The sequence below is a fragment of the Paenibacillus kobensis NBRC 15729 genome (assembly GCF_004000825.1).
Lineage (GTDB): Bacteria > Bacillota > Bacilli > Paenibacillales > Paenibacillaceae > Paenibacillus_T > Paenibacillus_T kobensis.
In genome coordinates this window covers 80,782-97,566 of record NZ_BILZ01000003.1, presented here as the reverse complement: position 1 = coordinate 97,566, position 16,785 = coordinate 80,782, and the positions used below count along the sequence as shown (strand labels likewise).

Below are 16,785 nucleotides of genomic sequence, written 5' to 3'. Positions count from 1 at the left end.
GATTGTGCTTTGGTATTTGGTTAAGAGTGCAGCCACTCACGCACTTTATTCACTAGGAGTACGTCTGTATCCTGATTCCCGCGGTTGAAGGAAAGGGAGTTCTTGAGCAGGGCAAAAGAAAACTGATGCTCCGGATCGGCGAATCCAATCAAGCCGCCCATACCGGTATGGCCAAAAGTACGAAGGCTGCCGCCCATCGCGAGCGCCGACTCGTTATCCCCCAGCCAGTAACCAAGGGCTTTCGGAATAGAGATCAAGCCCATAAACACTTCATCGGGTTGCTTGGTATGCAAGAGGGTAGCCTGTTCTAAGGTGGAGGGGTTCAATAGCCGAATGCCATCAACGCCGTCACCGATCAGGGAGGCATATAGGCGGGCAAGTGCATTAGCTGTGAGGCAAGCGTTAGCCGCAGGCACAACGGCCTGATGAAACGCAAGTTCATTCCAAGCAGCATTCTTGATGGGCATGATGGGGGTAGGCAGCATTTTTTTAATCAGCATATCGTCAGGCATATCCATCCAAGGCAATGTTTCCCCGCTAATCGTAGCAATCCGTGACTCCGCTCCATCTGGAACGCCGAAGTAGAGCTCGTTCTCAATACCAAGGGGGACACCGATGTCCTCCTGTACAATCTGAGCAAATGGCCGCCCGTCTGCGCGTTTCGCTAGTTCACCCAGAATCCAGCCCATGGTAAGTCCGTGATAACCGGTCTTGGTGCCAGGTTTCCACACAGGCGTTAGCCGTTCGATTGCATGAACCATGGCATCCCAGTTGCAGACGGTGTCCATATCGATAGGCTCCGGCATTTGTGGAATGCCGGCCTCATGGCACAGTACTTGGCGAATGGTTATATCGGCTTTGCCGTTCACGGCGAACTCCGGCCAATAGTCGGCTATCTTGTCGTCGTACCTCAGCTTGCCGGATTGCGCCAGCAGGTGGATGACCGTTGCGGTAATTCCTTTGCAGCTGGACATGCTGATGAAGAGCGTATCGCTTGTTACGGGTTTGTTCGCCGCGGCATTCATGACTCCCGATTGAGCATTCAATACCCGCTTGCCTCTGTGGTAAGCCGTCACCTGAAGGCCGGATTCCAACCCGCTCTCCGTAAATTCGTCCAACATGGCTTGAATCGAATGCTGCAGATGATCCGGTCGCAGTTCGTTCATTGTTATCCCTCCATGATCCTTGGCATCTCAATGGCTGATATATGGAGTATACGGGGCGTATATAAATTCAATTTAAACGACAAGGTCCCCTTCGCCGTCTCGGCGTATACCAGTTGCTTAAAGAACGGGGGCGGTATTATCCGGTTAAAAGGCAAGAGGGTTGTGACAGGCTATTAACAATAGCCAGTCGCAGCCCTCTTCATTCGTTATTACCGTTGCTGTTATACGGATGACCTGTCTTGTTGAAGCGCGGCGCAAGCGAGGATGTCTTCGGTCGTACGAATTCTGCCGATGCGCGGAAAGATAATCTGGCGCACATGCTCATGCTCCGCCTCGCTGAAGCCGGTCATGGCGTCCATCGCGAATACGACCTGATAGCCATGGGCGAAAGCCTCACGCGCTGTCGTATCTACGCCAATACCGGAAGCAATCCCGCACAGCACGATGGTCGTGATGCCGCGCCGGCGCAGCTGTTGGTCCAAGTCCGTTCCATAGAAGGCTCCCCATTGGCGCTTCGTAATGAGGTGGTCACTGTCGGTGACTCCGATCTCAGGTACGATTTCATCCCATCCGGGCACTAGATTGAAGGGGGGAGGGGCCTGATCCAGCAGAGGACGGGGCATATCCTTGAAGTCTTTCGTGGATACGCGGACAAGTCCGACGAAAGCGCCTGCCTCGCGGAATGATTGAACCATGGCGGCTGCGCGGCTGATGACTTGCTCCTTCGAGTGAGGGGCGTAGCTATTGCCAAGCCATTGCTGCAAGTCGATTACGATTAATGCCGTCTTCGGCAATTGAAACAATAAATCTTCCAAGATCGATCACACTCCATCCAAAAAATCGAGCACGACCCTTGCTTGACCTTGAGTATGAAAAATTGAACACGGGGTCGATTGACTCTATGTTCATTATTTTGTACGATGAGTTCAAAGGTGTCAAGAGGGGATACGTGAGGATGAGCGCAACCAAGCAGGATATCATTCGTTCGGCTTCTAAAATGTTTAAAGACAAAGGGTTTCTGGCGACCTCGATTCAGGAAATCGCCCAAGACTGTTCCATTGCGAAGGGTTCGGTGTACAAGCATTTCCCGTCCAAAGAAGACCTGCTGTGCGAGGTGTTCGACGAGTGTCAGACCGGTTATTTCGACCGGGCTGAGCATCTGCAAGAAACCGGGACGGGTACTCCCAGAGAGAGATTCGTCCATCAGATCGTATTTCGTTTTCAGTATTTTATTGAATTCCGTCACATTATGGTCGACTTCACCGATCTTCCGATCGCGCAGTACGCGGCTTTCCGCTCGCTGAGAAGTCATGTTCGCGCCCGCATGATGGAATGGCACAAGAGTTGGCTGCTTGAAGTGTACGGCAAGCGAGTCGAGCCGTTTCTCTGGGACCTGATCTTTATATACCGCGCGATTCTGAAGGATTACTTGCAGCGGATCATCAACGAGGTGAAGGTGCTGTCGATAGAGGATACGGCTTGGTTCATCGTCGATAAGTTGGATGCGCTGGTCGAGCACATGGCGAAGTCGGATTCGAAGGGGCTGCTTGGGCGAAGCGCTTATGATCAATTCGTTCACTCAGGCCCAGACGACTGGAATAACGACAAAGACCGGATCGCTAAGGAGAAGTTCGACAGATTGACGACGCTGCTTGAGGCTTGGCCTGGCGGAACCGCCCGGCGGAAGGAACTGCAAGAAATTGCCCAGCTGCTGGGGGCGGAGATCACGCAGGCGCAGCCTAGAAGGCCGCTCATTCAGGCACTTTGCGCTTATCTGGAACAAGAGCAAGAGCTGAGAAGCTTGGTCATCCAGTTGAAGCAGATTGTTCTGGAAGAGTAAGGTGGGGCAAGCGGCACGGGTAACAGGAAAGAGCTGTCTCAGAAACAGGAAGAAGGGGCAACTCTTTGTCTGTATTCGATGTAACTTTGCGATTTTGCCCGTCGATTGTACTTCGTACAATGAAACTGGCCCGTTCGGAGCCAAAAGAAATGAAACGGGCTGTTCCAAGATCAGAGGTCAGAGAATGACTTATAGGACAGCCCGTTCAACTTTGCCGTTAAGGACAGGGCGGGTATTGAACTACAGCTTTCTTGCCTTGATTACGAAGGTAACAGGAAGCATCGCTGCTTTTGCCGCAAAATCGCTGTTCGTACTCCACGACTGCATAATGTCCTCGTCAGATTCCTCAATTAATTGCTCAATGACAAATCCCGCTTTCGCCAACGCATTCACATAGGTGGAGAGTTTACGGTCCGATAAGGTTAGCGTACTGTCTCCAAGGGATACCGAATACCAGGATTCATCGAAATAATTTTTCTTGAAAACAAGCCGGTCATCTTCTGCCGCAACACATTTATGGATAGGGTGAGACCAGCTAAAAATAAATACGCCGTCTTTTTTCAGGTACGAAGCAATTCGGCCCAGAGTGCCTTCAAGGTCGGTTGTCCAGCCTATGGCATAGACCGAATATACAAAGTCGAAATAATTCTCCGGTATGCCGCATTCTTCTTCCATCGGAGAGCAGACTAATTGCGCGGACAGACCGCACGCCGCCAGATGCTGCCTGGTCTTCTCGATCTGGTTCTCGGACAGATCCATGCCCCATAGTTCAGCTGCGCTCCGTTCCCCCTGATATTGCAAAGAATGGCCGCTGCCACAGCCTATCTCCAGCAGCTTCTTTCCAGAGACATCGCCGAACAGCTGACACTTGTCCTCAGAGACAAATGCTCCATATAGAGGAAGTGAGGTTGCCCCTAATAGCTCAGTGCCTTTTGTATCCCAAAATAAGCTGTTTACGGTATGAACAACGTTCTTATTCATGTCTACCGAAATAGCAACGCCAGCCTCGCCAGTGCCAATAACGTTTGTTCTATAAACAGAATGATTATCCATGCAGACACTCTCCCCGAACATAAATGATAGGAGGCTAGCTAATTCGCACAGCATAATCTACCATTTTTTGAATAATAAATCCACATAACTTTGCCCGTCAGTTGCTAGAGACTGGATATATTTGATTGGAAACTAGATGAAGTTGATTGTTCATCATAATTAGGCTATACTCGTACTCTACTCAAGTTTGTTTGTTTAATAAACAAAGAAAGTCGATTGACTCAAACGAAGAGGAATAGGATGAGATTTTTGGTAAATAATTGACTAAAAGTCTCTGGTCATTTTTTTAATTTAAACCAAACGCATAGTTGAGTTTGAAAAAATGTAAGGGCTTTATTTCATTTCATAAACGCCTTTTGCTTTATTTGCATCTTAGAGAGGAGTATTCATCATGAGTAGTAACACGCGGAATGTTCAGCAGAACGAGTATCACAAGCTGAGTCTTGTTGAGCGACTTGGTTACGGTTTCGGGGACTTTGCTCAAAACCTTGTCTTTGGTACAATTGGAGGCTTTCTTGCCCTCTATATGACGACCGTCAATGCAATCGGTACAGCCATAGCAGGTTTTATTTTTCTTGTTGTCCGTATCATCAATGTGATCTGGGATCCAATGGTCGGGACATATGTCGATAAGCGCTCATCCAAAGCGGGCAAATATCGTCCTTGGTTGCTGCGTGCAGGTATTCCGATGGTGATCTTGGCTGCGCTGATGTTTGCACCCATTCCTGCCGTCCAAGGCTCTGTGACCTTTATTTTCATCACGTATTTCATACTCGATCTGGTTTATTCCGTCGTTAATATTCCTTACGGCTCGCTTAACGCGTCATTGACCCGTGACCCTGAATCGGTTGACCAAATTACAACGACGCGCATGATGCTTGCGAATGTGGCCAATCTTCTCGTGTATACTTTGTTCCCTATGTTTGTTCAGATGGTTGCTCCTAAAGACCGTGAACTCAAAGACACCGGATTTTTCGGACTGAAACTGAATATGGGAACGTATACGGATCCTTCCGCAGGCCATGCTTGGTTTAGCGTTTATGCCGTTTATATGGTGATCGGCGCCATTGCGCTGTTCCTTTGCTTCAAACTGACCAAAGAGCGCGTTGTCGCTAATGCTGAACAATCGGCACACGTTAAGGTTAGTGACTTCTTCGCTGAATTTAAGAACAACAAGCCGTTGGTTATCTTAGGATTGTTCTTCATGTTGGCCTTTACATTCATGTTCTTCATGAATACCGTTAATGGCTTCTTTAACCAATACACGGTCGATCACTCGGACTGGATGGGCGCTGTGGGGCTGATTGCCTCGATACCGGGTATCGCCTTTGCGGTGTTCTGGCCGAAACTCAAGAAAATCTTCGGTAAAAAAGGTTTCTTCCATGTCTTCCTCGGCATGTTTGTTATCGGCGAGATTCTGACTTGGGTCTGGAGCCTTGACGGCATGCATGATCAACTGTGGCTGGCTTATGTTTCGACCTTCATCAAGCAATGGGGCTTGAGCTCGGCGACGGGCTTCATGTGGGCACTTGTTCCTGAAGTCGTTTCCTATGGCGAGCTGAAGTCTGGTAAGCGTAATGCTGCTATTATCAATGCCATTATGGGACTGTTCTTCAAGGTTGGCTTCACGATCGGCGGTGCCGTGCCACTGTGGTTCCTTGCCGCTTATGGATTTGACGGAGACGCGGACCGTCAGACAGCTGGCGCTCTTGCAGGGATCAATATGACGGCGATTTGGATACCTGCTGTTCTTGCTATTGTTTCCATGGCCGTGATGCACTTCTATCCGCTGTCCGATAAGGATGTCGAGAACATCAATAAACAGCTCGACGAGAAACGCGCTGAAATGAAAACAACAGAAGCGTAAGATACGCTTAAAGTAATCATATAAGCGGTTTAAATCAGAGATGATGTCCCAATAGGCATCATCTCTTTTTTTCTGCAATCTCTCCCACGTCCCTCATGTTCTTGGTAAAGTTGTGCTTGAAGGATGAAGAAAATTCATATTAAACTACAGAAACAGGAAGAGAAATAAGAACATGAAGCGAGGAATAGGTGATTCCCCCACAATGAAAGCAAACCGGATGGAAGCGTTCAGCGATGGCGTATTGGCAATCATTATTACGATCATGGTGCTTGAATTCAAAGTGCCGGAAGGCCATGACTGGCATGCGTTAATCGAGCTAGGCCCGAAAGTTCTTAGTTACATCTTCAGCTTCGTTTATGTCGGCATATACTGGAACAACCATCATCATCTGCTGCACATGATTCGAACCTTGAACTGGCGGTTGATGTGGCTTAACTTGATCCTGCTCTTCTGGCTATCCCTTATTCCGTTCACGACCGCCTGGATGGGAGAAAGCCATTTTGCACCGGCCCCGACGGCGTTGTACGGGATCATTCTTCTGCTTGCCTCGGTCTCCTACTGGCTGCTCCAGCTCGCAATCGTAAGCCAGCATTCCGGCGATTCTGCACTGGTTATGTCGATGGGGAGAGACTGGAAGGTAAAGCTATCTCCATTCCTCTACTTGATCGCGATATTGACAGCGTATGTGGGTCCATGGGTCTCCGGCTTCTTTTACGTACTTGTTGCTGCGATCTGGGTCGTGCCGGATAAGCGAATCGAACATATTTTGAGAGGTCAATAACTGTTGCAGATGCGTTCTTGGGATAATCAGAAATCGCCCGTCCTCCAAACTGGAGAAGCGGGCGATTTCTTTATTCTTCTTCCTCGGGGATGACCACTACCGAGGCTCTCGCTTCAAGAGTCGGACCGTTATCCGATACGAGAGCCGCCACGTTCACGAGCTTGGTGTCTTCTTCAACTTCCGGTAGAACGAATGGAGTCCGCAGCGTCTCGATCGCCCTAACGTCAAATCGCACTATTTGCACCTGCAAGCCGAGCAGCGGATCTGTCAGCCTTACATTCACCAATGGAACATTGCCCGTATTGCGGAGCTGGATGGTGAAAAGAACCTTCTCTCCCGACTTCCCGCTCGTAGGCACGACCATTTTGTCGAGAGACGCTCTTGCTAGTGCTTGCACTACGACGGAAGCAGAAGCCGATTGCGGCGCAGTCTCGCCGGTTGACAGGGTCACGGTGTTGGTCAAGAGCGAACCGGGCTCGGCGAATGGAGGAACGACGACGCTTGTCGTGAGCGTAGCGGTCTCTCCCGGGTGCAGCTCTTCGAGGACTTCGTTCAAGCTTGTAAGCAAATCGATCAGGTTGAGGTTGGTCAACTTCTGATTAGAGGTATTGGTCACCGTCGTCGTGAATGTGACCGTACTGCCTGGCTGCGCTTCCGTTACGTTCGCCGTTTTCCGCAAATCCACTGAGAAACGGCTAGCGACGATCAGCTCGGAAATCGTACTCTGTACCGGTGTTTGATCGGTTCCTACGTTGAGGATATCAAAAATCCTCACGTCCGCCAGCGCATCCAGAGGAATAGCAAAAGGCACCGTAAGCCTCAGTGTCGTTCGAGGTTGGATAACGGTCACAGTCTCTGATAGTCCGAAGAGGGGGTCGTTTATTTGCACGTTCGTCAAAGGCACGTTCCCGGTGTTCTCTATAAATATAAAATAGGTGACGGTTTCCCCGGGCGCAGCAAGGTTAGTGTTTACGGTTTTGAGCAGCGATAAGGCCGGGGCCGCTGCCGTAACGACGGACGAGGAGGCCGTAACGGTCAGCGATTGATCGGAAGTCGCTGTCGCCGTATTGACGAACACTGTACCTGCTGGCGATTGAAGCGGAATGACAAATTCGGCCGTCACTGATTCGGATGTACCTGGAGCCAGGAACGGGATAACGGCAATAAATCCGAGAAGTGAATCCGTAATGTTCACATTCGTAAGAGGAGCCGTGGACGTATTGGCAGCGACGATTGTAAAAATAACGGTTTCGCCCGGGACCGCGGTCGGAACATTAACGGTTTTGCTGAGCCCCAATGCCGGAGCCGCTCCAACGCTGAACGAGGCTTCGGCTTCGACGGGAACCGGCGTTTCGTCCGAAAGCGCAAAGGCAGTATTGCGGAATATCGTCCCGATAGGTGCGGCCGGAACGATGAACGGGACTTCGAAGGAGCGGGATTCGCCGATTGGCAGCAAAGGAATCGTAGTTGCAAAGCCAAGTGCCGTATCGGTCACTTGCACATTCGTCAGCACCGTGTTTCCCGTGTTGGTGACGGTAAGGGTGAATAGAACGATCTGGCCGGGCAGTGCACTCGTTACATTTGACGTTTTGCTAAGCGACAGGATCGGATTCGGAAGAACGACGATAGACTGGCTGGACGTGCTCGCGCCACCGGGCGAAGTTACAGTTACTGTATTATTCAAGACGGTTCCTTGCGGAGTGCCGAGCGGGACGACAAAGGGGACCTCAAAGATTACTGTTTCGCCCGAAAGCAATGTAGCGATAGTCTCCAGAAGACCGACCGCCGGATCGGACACGGTAATGTTATTGATCGTCGTCATCGTCGGATTATGAACAGTGATCATGTAAGTAACGGTTTGCCCAGGTATGGCCGCGCTGACGCTAGCCAATTTGACGGCACTGGGGATAAACGGACCCGTCTGTACAATCGCGATTTCTGCCTCCGTCGACTGCACACCCGTTTGCTCCGAAACGACGGCGATGGTATTGGTAAAGATACTCCCGGGAAGTGCCGTCGCCGGTATCTGAAACGGAACTAAAATCTCTACAGAGGCACCAATTGCGAGCAATGGAATTAACCTCAGTAAAGAGATCGTGGGATCGCTCACTTGCACATTCGAAAGCGGGGCGTTACCCGTGTTGGTGACGATAATCGTATATAGAACGGACTGATCTGGCTGCGCAGTTCCAACATTGGCAGATTTCGAGATGGATAGACTGGGGGCTGCCGCAGCCGTTACGCTGGCAGACGCCGTTACTTCCGCTGTTTGATCGGATGTTGCCGTAACATTATTGACGAAGACCGTTCCGTTTATGGCGTTTGCAGGAATCTCGAAATCCTCCAATAAAGTTTCCGATCCGCCGGGAGCGAGTTCCGGGAACTGATGCGTCAATCCAAACAAATCAGAAATAAGAACGATGTTGGTAAGCGTGACGGAGGAGGTATTGGTTAGTACCGTTTGGAAGGTTACCGTCTGGCCGGGAAGCGCCGCTGTCGCGCTAACGGTCTTGGTTAGCACCAGCGTCGCCGGAGTGCCTATGAACACTTGCGCCGAAGCCGTTACTGGCGACGGTGTTTGATCCGATAGAGCTGTTGCCGTGTTGGTGAAGACCGTGCCGGGCGGAATCGCTACCGGCAGGGTGAATGGTACGGTGGTGATACTTGATTCACCGACGTTAAGCAAAGGAAGCGTGATATCGACCCCGATATCGGTATCGGTCAGACTAACGGTAGTGAGAGGCGTGTTTCCTGTGTTGCGGATGGAAAGTGTAAAGGTGACTGTCTCTCCAGGAAAAGCGAAATTAGGAACAACAGACTTCTGCAGTGTTAATGAAGGTACCGCTGCGACCGTCACCAGTGCTGTAGCTGTTCGGACAGGAGTTTCGTTGGCGTTGGCAGTGACAATGTTCGTCAAGATGGTCCCCGCAAGCGTACCCGCAGGTATGGTGAATGGAAGGGTGAATATCAGGATTTCTCCGGCTTCCATCGTATCGATGACCTGATTGAGACCAAGAGTAGGGTCGCTTATTCTGACATTCGTAATCGGTCCATTGGACGTATTGGAGACAAGGACAGTATACGTCACCGTTTCCCCAGGAGAGGCTAAGTTTCTATCCGCCGTCTTCTGCACGCCAATCGAAAAGACGGGTTGCACAATCACCTCGCTCGTCGTTTCAACGGTGCCCGTCTGATCGCTCGCAACAAATACGGTGTTGAAAATATTCGTCCCTGCCGGTGTGTCTGGCGGCACGGGACTGTTTAAACTGAAGGATTGCACACTGCCGACGGGGAGCTGCGGGATCGTCAAGCTGAAGCCTAGAGACGGGTCGTTGATAGCCACATTCGTTAATGGTACGTTGCCGGTATTGGTGACGACGATGTCGTAAATGATAATGTCGCCAGGGGCGACCTGGGTACGGCGGGCATTTTTGGTTACCGTCAGCCCCGGGAGTGCACCGACAATCACTTCTACTGTCGCAAACGTGCTGCCGAGCTCGGATGTTAGCGTTGAAGTATTGATTATTGGGCTTCCGGCGGGAGTTCCTGGCGGTACGGTGAAAACTCCGGTAAATTGCACGACAGAGCCTGGAGTGAGCTGGTTGATCGTTTCATTTAAGCCGAGCAGATTGTCCGTTAATTGCAAATTAGTCAGCGTTGTAACGAGGGAATCGTTCGTCACGGTAATCGTATACGTAACCGCTTCTCCAGGCGCAGCTGAGGAACGGTCAGCCGACTTGGCTAATCGGACCGCAGGAATTTCCGTAACGGTAACCGACGTTTGCGACGCAGCCGGATTAGGCAAATTATCGGCTGTCAAGGTTGCCGTATTGGTAATGACCGTACCGATCGGGGTACTGGCTGGTATCGTAAAAGTAACGGTAGTCAAAACGCCGCTCAAGAAGCTGGGAAACAGAAGGTCGACTCCCAGCAGGGGGTCAATGAGCCGAGCGTTCTGCAAAGGAATTCCGCCGATATTATCAACCCTGAATTGGTACGTCACCGTTTCCCCGGGCGCCGCCGTCAGCCGATCGACGCTCTTATCGAACAGGATACTAACGCTGCCTGTGACCGTAACGGTAGTGGTTGCCGTTGCCTCTGGCGTCTGGTCGGAGGCTGCGGTAACGATGTTCTGTTGGATTGTCCCCGGTGCACCGGCTGGAACCTGGGAGTTAACGGTGAATATAACCTCCCGTCCGCTCTGCAAGGAAGGGATGAGCTGGCTGAAGCCAAGCAGCGGGTCGGTGACCTGCACGTTCGTCAGCGTGCCTCCGCCTGTATTGGTAACAGAGATACGGTATTCGATCAGTGTACCCGGCGTACCAGAGAAGGAGGCAACGCCGTTGACCGTCTTGCGAACGGCTAACTGAGGGGCGCAGAACAACTGCGGTAAGCAACCGATGAACGGAATGTTGTGTGCTTCAAGCGTGCCCGTCGTGTTTCTCAGAGATCGGGCAACGATCGTGCCGTCGATATTGCCGAAGCCGATTGCACTCCAATTCGCAGACGGGGCAAGCACAGAGCCTTTTATCGACAGATTCAGGTTGAATGCCGTGGTTGCTTCGAAGAGGTTCCATAGAATGAGCCGGCCATCGCTTGGAATAGCCGTATTGCCGTTAATGAATATGGAGTAGTTGCCAAATCCGATATTGGTCCCCGCAATATTAATCAGAACGGTAGAGCCCGGAGGTGTAACGATATTGATCCCATTCACCGAGGACAAGCTAAATCCGGAGCCTGCTACGTTGTTTCCGTCGATAGTAAACACATTCAACGATGGATCGCTTCCGGTCAGCACGATCTGTCCGAAATTGACGCTGACCGTTCCGTTCGGAGCGACTGCGGCCCATGACGAGGAGGCACAGGTCAAAGAGAACTCGGCGTCTTCGAAATCGAACGGCGTCTGACGCAGCGGCTGCCCGGGAACACCGTTATTGTTTGTCATTGTATAGTTGATGATGGCACCGGTCGGACTGATGACGCTGTTTCCACTGAAGTTGGTGCCGCCGATGATGTCCATGCTGCCCCCGACGATAAGATCATTCCGCGTCGTGGATAAGGTGAGCTTGTTTCCGATTCCATAGTTCCGGTAAACAGCGTTTCCGCCGACGGCGACACGCCCCTCCGAATCGACAAAAGATTGTATATGGTCCTCAAATACAAAGACATTAAAATCGTTAGCGATGCCCAAATTTTCGCAGGCCACCTTCACACCACCTCTCCTCTGTGGTATTTTGCGCCATTACTAATATATAGGGAAGGCCGGCAAGTATGAGAAATTTTCAGAGGCGGTTCTGGTGTGGCGCGGTTGAAGATTTGGCGGTCTTCAGTGTGTGGGTGACTCTGTATCATGCATTGAGGTCATATGGAGATAAACGTTTGTAGAGACACCCATTATGAGGCGTCTCTTTTTATTTCACTCTATCAATGTTATGGTGAATCGTGTCGCCACTAACGGCAAGTTTTATAGGTTAAGGGGGTGTGAAAACATTGGGTATGCTACCGAAATCACTTAACCCGCAAGTTTTGGATGTTCTGCCTTACTTGAGCGAGATTACTTCTGAAGAATGGGTCAAAGCACAGCCGACGGTTCGGAAGTACTCACCTAAATCGCGAATATTTCAGCGGGAGGAGGCGGCTTCCTATGGGATGTTCCTGCTGAGCGGCACCGCGCGCATTAGCCGTATCGCTGAGGATGGCAGTGAGTCTATCATGAGTGTACTCCAAGCAGGCGAGATATGTGCCCTATTCGTACTTAGAGGCCTAAGCAGCCGCGATTACCCAGGGACTATAACGGCTGAGTCGGACGTCGAGGCGCTGTTCGTTACCAAAGAGAGCTTCCTCGGCTGGCTGCAGACGCATGCGGAAATTCGGGGGGCTGTGTTCGGAGGGCTGCTGGATGATTTGCTTCGCATAAGCGAGCAGCATGGCGGCCGCCGTTCGGAGTCCTTGGAAGCGCGGATGGTCAAAGCATTGCTGCGACATACTTCGGAACGAAAACAGCTGCTGAACTTGACCCACCATGAGCTGGCCGTTGAGATTGGTTCCTCTCGTGAAGTCGTAAGCCGCGCATTGCGGCGCTACCGACTGCAGGGTTGGATCGAAACGGGACGCGGCTGGATCCGAATTGTACGGCGAGATGAATTAGAATCGCAGTTAGGTGACTAAGTCACAGAAGCGATGCCTACCTCCTGTTAAGATGAAGTCGCGAACTCATCCAATGAAATTTAGGAGGTATTTTGCTATGTCTCACCTGATTCGACCTGGCGTATTTGCCCCGACATTCAATACGGTTGACATGCTTGGCAGCCCTGTAGCGTTGGAGAGCTATCGGGGCCGTAAAGTGTTGCTCTCCTTCTTCCGAAATTCCGCCTGCGCATTATGCAATCTAAGAATACGTCAGTTCATTGGCCGACACGCTCAGTGGAACGATCAGGGCATGGACGTCATCGCTGTGTTCACCTCCGAAGAGAAAATGCAGGCAACAATGGCCGACTTCCGTACAAAGGCGTTTATCGCTGAGGCTGCAGCTGCCGGCTTCGAGCTTATCCACGAGAAAGATTCCAACTTCCATCGAGTCCCCGCCGAATTTCTAATCAACGAGAATGGAATTGTGCAGGCAGCCCATTACGGTCAGCTTGTCACCGATCATCTGGATATCGCGGTGATCGACCGGTTCGCAGCAGGCAAATAAGCTGGAATACGTTATACTTTATAGAAACACACCATAAGGGTTGATAAGAATGACCTTGCAGCAATTAAGATATATTCTGGCCATCGTGAGCTGCGGTTCCATTAGCGAGGCGGCTAAGCAGCTGTTTATTTCTCAACCGAGCCTATCCAGCGCAGTGAAAGAAATAGAGCAGGAGATCGGCGTAGATATTTTTGTACGGTCATCCAAAGGCATCGTGCTCTCGAATGAAGGGGCCGAGTTTTTATCCTATGCCAGACAAGTCGTAGAGCAGGCCGAACTGCTCGAGCAAAGGTATATGAATAAGAAGCCTTCGAAGAAGCTATGCGCGATATCGACGCAGCATTATGCCTTTGCCGTTCAAGCGTTCGTCCGTTTATTAAAGGATCTGAACGAGGAAGAGTATGAGTGCACGCTGCGAGAGACCAGGACCCATGAAATTATAGAAGACGTACGAAATATGCGCAGCGAGATCGGCATCCTGTATCTCAACGACTTCAACCGCAAGGTCATCGAGAAAATGTTAAAAGAAAGCGAGCTGGAGTTTCACCCTTTGTTCACTGCGGAGCCCCACGTCTTTGTTAGCTCCACGCATCCTCTTGCGGCTAAGGAGATGCTTGAAATCGAAGACTTGGACGAGTTCCCGTGTCTTTCTTTCGAGCAAGGCGAATACAATTCATTTTATTTCTCAGAGGAGATTCTAAGCACGAGGTCCTACAAGAAAAAAATTATGGTGAGCGACCGGGCGACATTATTTAATCTTCTCGTCGGATTGAACGGCTATACGATCAGTTCTGGCGTGATCAATGCGGACCTGAACGGGGGGCATATTCAATCGGTGCGCCTAAGAACGGAAGCGAACATGCAAATTGGTTATATTACGCATAGGAAAGCCAGATTGAGCCTGCTCGCCGCTGAATATGTCCGGAATCTGAAAGACGTCATTACGGATTACGGTTATCCGATTCTAAGCCAAGAGGATGAACTCGGGTGAGTTCATCCTCTTCTAATACGTACCTTATGAATGCAACGGCAACGTTTCTCTAACCTCTTTCGCCGCTTGGACTAGATGTCTCAGACTCGCCCAAGTTTCGGTTACGCCTCGCGTCTTCAGTCCGCAATCGGGGTTCACCCACAGCTTGGCGGCGTCGATGGTGTTCAGCATGCGTGACAGCCCCTGCTTGAGTTCATCCACGCTTGGAATGCGCGGGGAATGAATATCGTACACCCCCGGACCGACCTCCGTCTGGAATCCGCACGTGTTGATGTCTTCGATAATCGCCAGGTCCGACCGGGAGGCCTCGAACGTAATGACGTCGGCGTCCATGTCATCGATCTCACGAATAATATCGCTGAATTGGCTGTAGCACATATGAGTATGAATTTGCGTATCGGGCTTCACGCCGCTATGCACCAACCGGAAAGCGGGGATAGCCCAGCTCAAATACTCGGCATGCCAATCGGACTTCCGAAGCGGCAGCTTTTCTCTCAGTGCGGCTTCGTCGATCTGAATGATCTCGATATGGTTAGCTTCCAGATCCAACACTTCGTCTCGGATCGCAAGCGCAATCTGGATGGCGCTGTCCTTCAAGCTGATATCCTCGCGAGGGAAGGACCAGTTGAGGATCGTGACCGGACCGGTCAACATTCCCTTAACCGGCTTGTCGGTTAAGCTCTTCGCATAGGCTGAATATTCGACCGTCATCGGTCTGGAACGGCTAATGTCTCCCCACACGATCGGCGGTTTCACGCATCTTGTTCCATAGGATTGCACCCAGGCATGGTCTGTGAAAATATAGCCGTCTAAGCACTCCCCGAAATATTCGACCATATCGTTGCGCTCATATTCGCCGTGGACCAGCACGTCCAAGCCGATTTCTTCTTGCAAGGCGATGCATTCCGCGATCTTGTCGAAGTTGAACTGTTTGTACTGCGTCTCGGATATGGCTCCTTTCTTGAAGGAGAACCGGTTCGCCCTAACGTCGGCTGTCTGCGGGAACGAGCCGATCGTCGTCGTCGGCAGCGGCGGCAGATTGAACTTGGCTTTCTGAATCGCTCCCCGTTCCGCGAAAGCCGGCAGTCTCGTGAAGTCCGTATCCGTCAAGGCTGCCGCCCTTGTCTGCACCGTCTCGTTGCCTAGGAAACGGACGCTCTTGAAGAGTTCCTCGTTGTGTCTATATGGCTCATTCGTATAAGGATCTTCTGCACGTGCTAGGATGGATTTAAGCTCCGCGAATTCACGCAGCTTCTCTTCGGCGAAAGCGAAATATCGTTTCGTCTCCTCTGACAACTTGGCTTCGTGCTGCAGGGAGTAAGGCACGTGCAAGAGCGAGCAGGAAGAACTAAGCACCAGATGCCGGGCGTGACCGCCTAACTCTTGAACAAGCGCGAGCGTGTTCTTATAGTTGTTTCTCCATATGTTCTTCCCGTTGATGACGCCGGCGAACAGCACTTTGTCGTCGGGGAACCCGTATCTCCGCACGAGTTCCAGAGACTGCTTCCCTTCGACCAGATCGATTCCGATCCCGTCGAACGGCAAGGCCTGAAGCGTTGGATAACAGTCCCGAACATCCCCGAAGTACGTCTGAGCGAGAACCTTGACGCTGCCCTTGGCAGATAGAATGCGCGAATACAGCTTCGAGAAGAGCGCAATATCCTCTTGGGTCAGATCCGTTACGAGCGCGGGTTCATCCAGTTGGAGCCAATCGGCTCCGAGTGCGTTCAGCTTTTCCAGCACGTTCACATAGGCCTCCGCCGTTTCATGAACGAAGTCATCGGCTTGTTTGACGCCGGTATATTTCGCAAGCTTCAGCAGCGTAAAGGCTCCGGTCAACACGGGCTTCGTCGCGACCTCGTGCTGCCTGGCCTCCAAGAACTCATCGAACGGCTTCGTGCCCGCCAAGCGAATGCTTGTGGAATCATCGATCTCGGGAACCATGTAATGATAATTCGTGTTGTACCACTTCTTCATCGCTAACGCTTTAACGTCGCCATGTTCGCCCTGATAACCTCTCGCCATGGCAAAATACGTCTCTAACGGGCTAAGCCCTAGCGCTTGGTAGCGCTGCGGAACGATATTGAACAGGCACGCCGTATCGAGCAGATGGTCATAGAAGGAGAAGTCGTTCGACGGGATGAAGTCGATGCCGTTCTCTTGCTGTCTTTTCCAATGGCTCACTCTTAGATCGGCGGCTGTCTGCTGCAATTCATGGATTGTAATCTCGCCCTTGAAGTACTTCTCGGATGCGAATTTAAGCTCCCGCAATGATCCGACTCTTGGATAACCGATAATGGATGTTTGCAATGTCAATCTCTCCCTGCTCCGAATAGTGACTTTATTATAGAGCGGGATATTGGCTATCGGAAAACACATATAAACTATATCGG

11 protein-coding genes are annotated in these 16,785 nt (G+C 51.1%); 6 read left to right on the top strand and 5 right to left on the bottom strand.

What is annotated here, in order from left to right:
• Positions 1-20: 20 nt before the first annotated feature.
• Together PKO01S_RS03570 and PKO01S_RS03565 are read right to left on the bottom strand one after the other, a co-directional pair.
• Entirely contained in the window at positions 21-1,166 is a 1,146-nt protein-coding gene (locus tag PKO01S_RS03570) for a serine hydrolase domain-containing protein (protein WP_246070425.1), read from the bottom strand.
• A 221-nt stretch (positions 1,167-1,387) separates the two neighbouring features.
• A complete protein-coding gene (locus tag PKO01S_RS03565; protein WP_127529925.1) occupies positions 1,388-1,981 on the bottom strand; it encodes an isochorismatase family protein in 594 nt (197 codons plus the stop codon).
• Positions 1,982-2,121: 140 nt separating this feature from the next.
• Between PKO01S_RS03565 and PKO01S_RS03560 the strand changes: the two genes are divergently transcribed.
• Complete coding sequence (locus tag PKO01S_RS03560; RefSeq protein ID WP_164779463.1) at positions 2,122-3,006, top strand: TetR/AcrR family transcriptional regulator; 885 nt, start codon at positions 2,122-2,124, stop codon at positions 3,004-3,006.
• Positions 3,007-3,246: 240 nt separating this feature from the next.
• Here the strand turns inward: PKO01S_RS03560 and PKO01S_RS03555 are convergent, their stop codons facing one another.
• Positions 3,247-4,059: a class I SAM-dependent methyltransferase gene (locus tag PKO01S_RS03555; protein ID WP_127529923.1), complete on the bottom strand. Its 813-nt coding sequence runs from the start codon at positions 4,057-4,059 to the stop codon at positions 3,247-3,249.
• A gap of 391 nt (positions 4,060-4,450) precedes the next feature.
• Here PKO01S_RS03555 and PKO01S_RS03550 point away from each other — a divergent pair, with 391 nt between their 5' ends.
• Both PKO01S_RS03550 and PKO01S_RS03545 read left to right on the top strand, forming a co-directional pair.
• On the top strand, positions 4,451-5,926 hold the full coding sequence (locus tag PKO01S_RS03550) for an MFS transporter (protein WP_127529922.1): 1,476 nt from the start codon (positions 4,451-4,453) through the stop codon (positions 5,924-5,926).
• A 202-nt stretch (positions 5,927-6,128) separates the two neighbouring features.
• Entirely contained in the window at positions 6,129-6,707 is a 579-nt protein-coding gene (locus tag PKO01S_RS03545; RefSeq protein ID WP_127529921.1) for a TMEM175 family protein, read from the top strand.
• A 70-nt stretch (positions 6,708-6,777) separates the two neighbouring features.
• Here PKO01S_RS03545 and PKO01S_RS03540 read toward each other — a convergent pair whose 3' ends face one another.
• Complete coding sequence (locus PKO01S_RS03540) at positions 6,778-11,919, bottom strand: DUF7507 domain-containing protein (protein ID WP_127529920.1); 5,142 nt, start codon at positions 11,917-11,919, stop codon at positions 6,778-6,780.
• 284 nt (positions 11,920-12,203) lie between these two features.
• Here PKO01S_RS03540 and PKO01S_RS03535 point away from each other — a divergent pair, with 284 nt between their 5' ends.
• From PKO01S_RS03535 to PKO01S_RS03525, 3 genes are all read left to right on the top strand, one after another.
• Positions 12,204-12,875: a Crp/Fnr family transcriptional regulator gene (locus PKO01S_RS03535; protein ID WP_246070431.1), complete on the top strand. Its 672-nt coding sequence runs from the start codon at positions 12,204-12,206 to the stop codon at positions 12,873-12,875.
• A 76-nt stretch (positions 12,876-12,951) separates the two neighbouring features.
• The gene (locus PKO01S_RS03530) at positions 12,952-13,401 is read left to right on the top strand and encodes a peroxiredoxin family protein (RefSeq protein ID WP_164779462.1); all 450 of its coding nucleotides are present in this window, start codon (positions 12,952-12,954) and stop codon (positions 13,399-13,401) included.
• Positions 13,402-13,450: 49 nt separating this feature from the next.
• Entirely contained in the window at positions 13,451-14,392 is a 942-nt protein-coding gene (locus PKO01S_RS03525; RefSeq protein ID WP_127529917.1) for a LysR family transcriptional regulator, read from the top strand.
• A gap of 24 nt (positions 14,393-14,416) precedes the next feature.
• Here PKO01S_RS03525 and metE read toward each other — a convergent pair whose 3' ends face one another.
• Positions 14,417-16,702, bottom strand: a complete 2,286-nt coding sequence (gene metE / locus PKO01S_RS03520) for a 5-methyltetrahydropteroyltriglutamate--homocysteine S-methyltransferase (RefSeq protein WP_127529916.1) — start codon at positions 16,700-16,702, stop codon at positions 14,417-14,419.
• Positions 16,703-16,785: the final 83 nt, after the last annotated feature.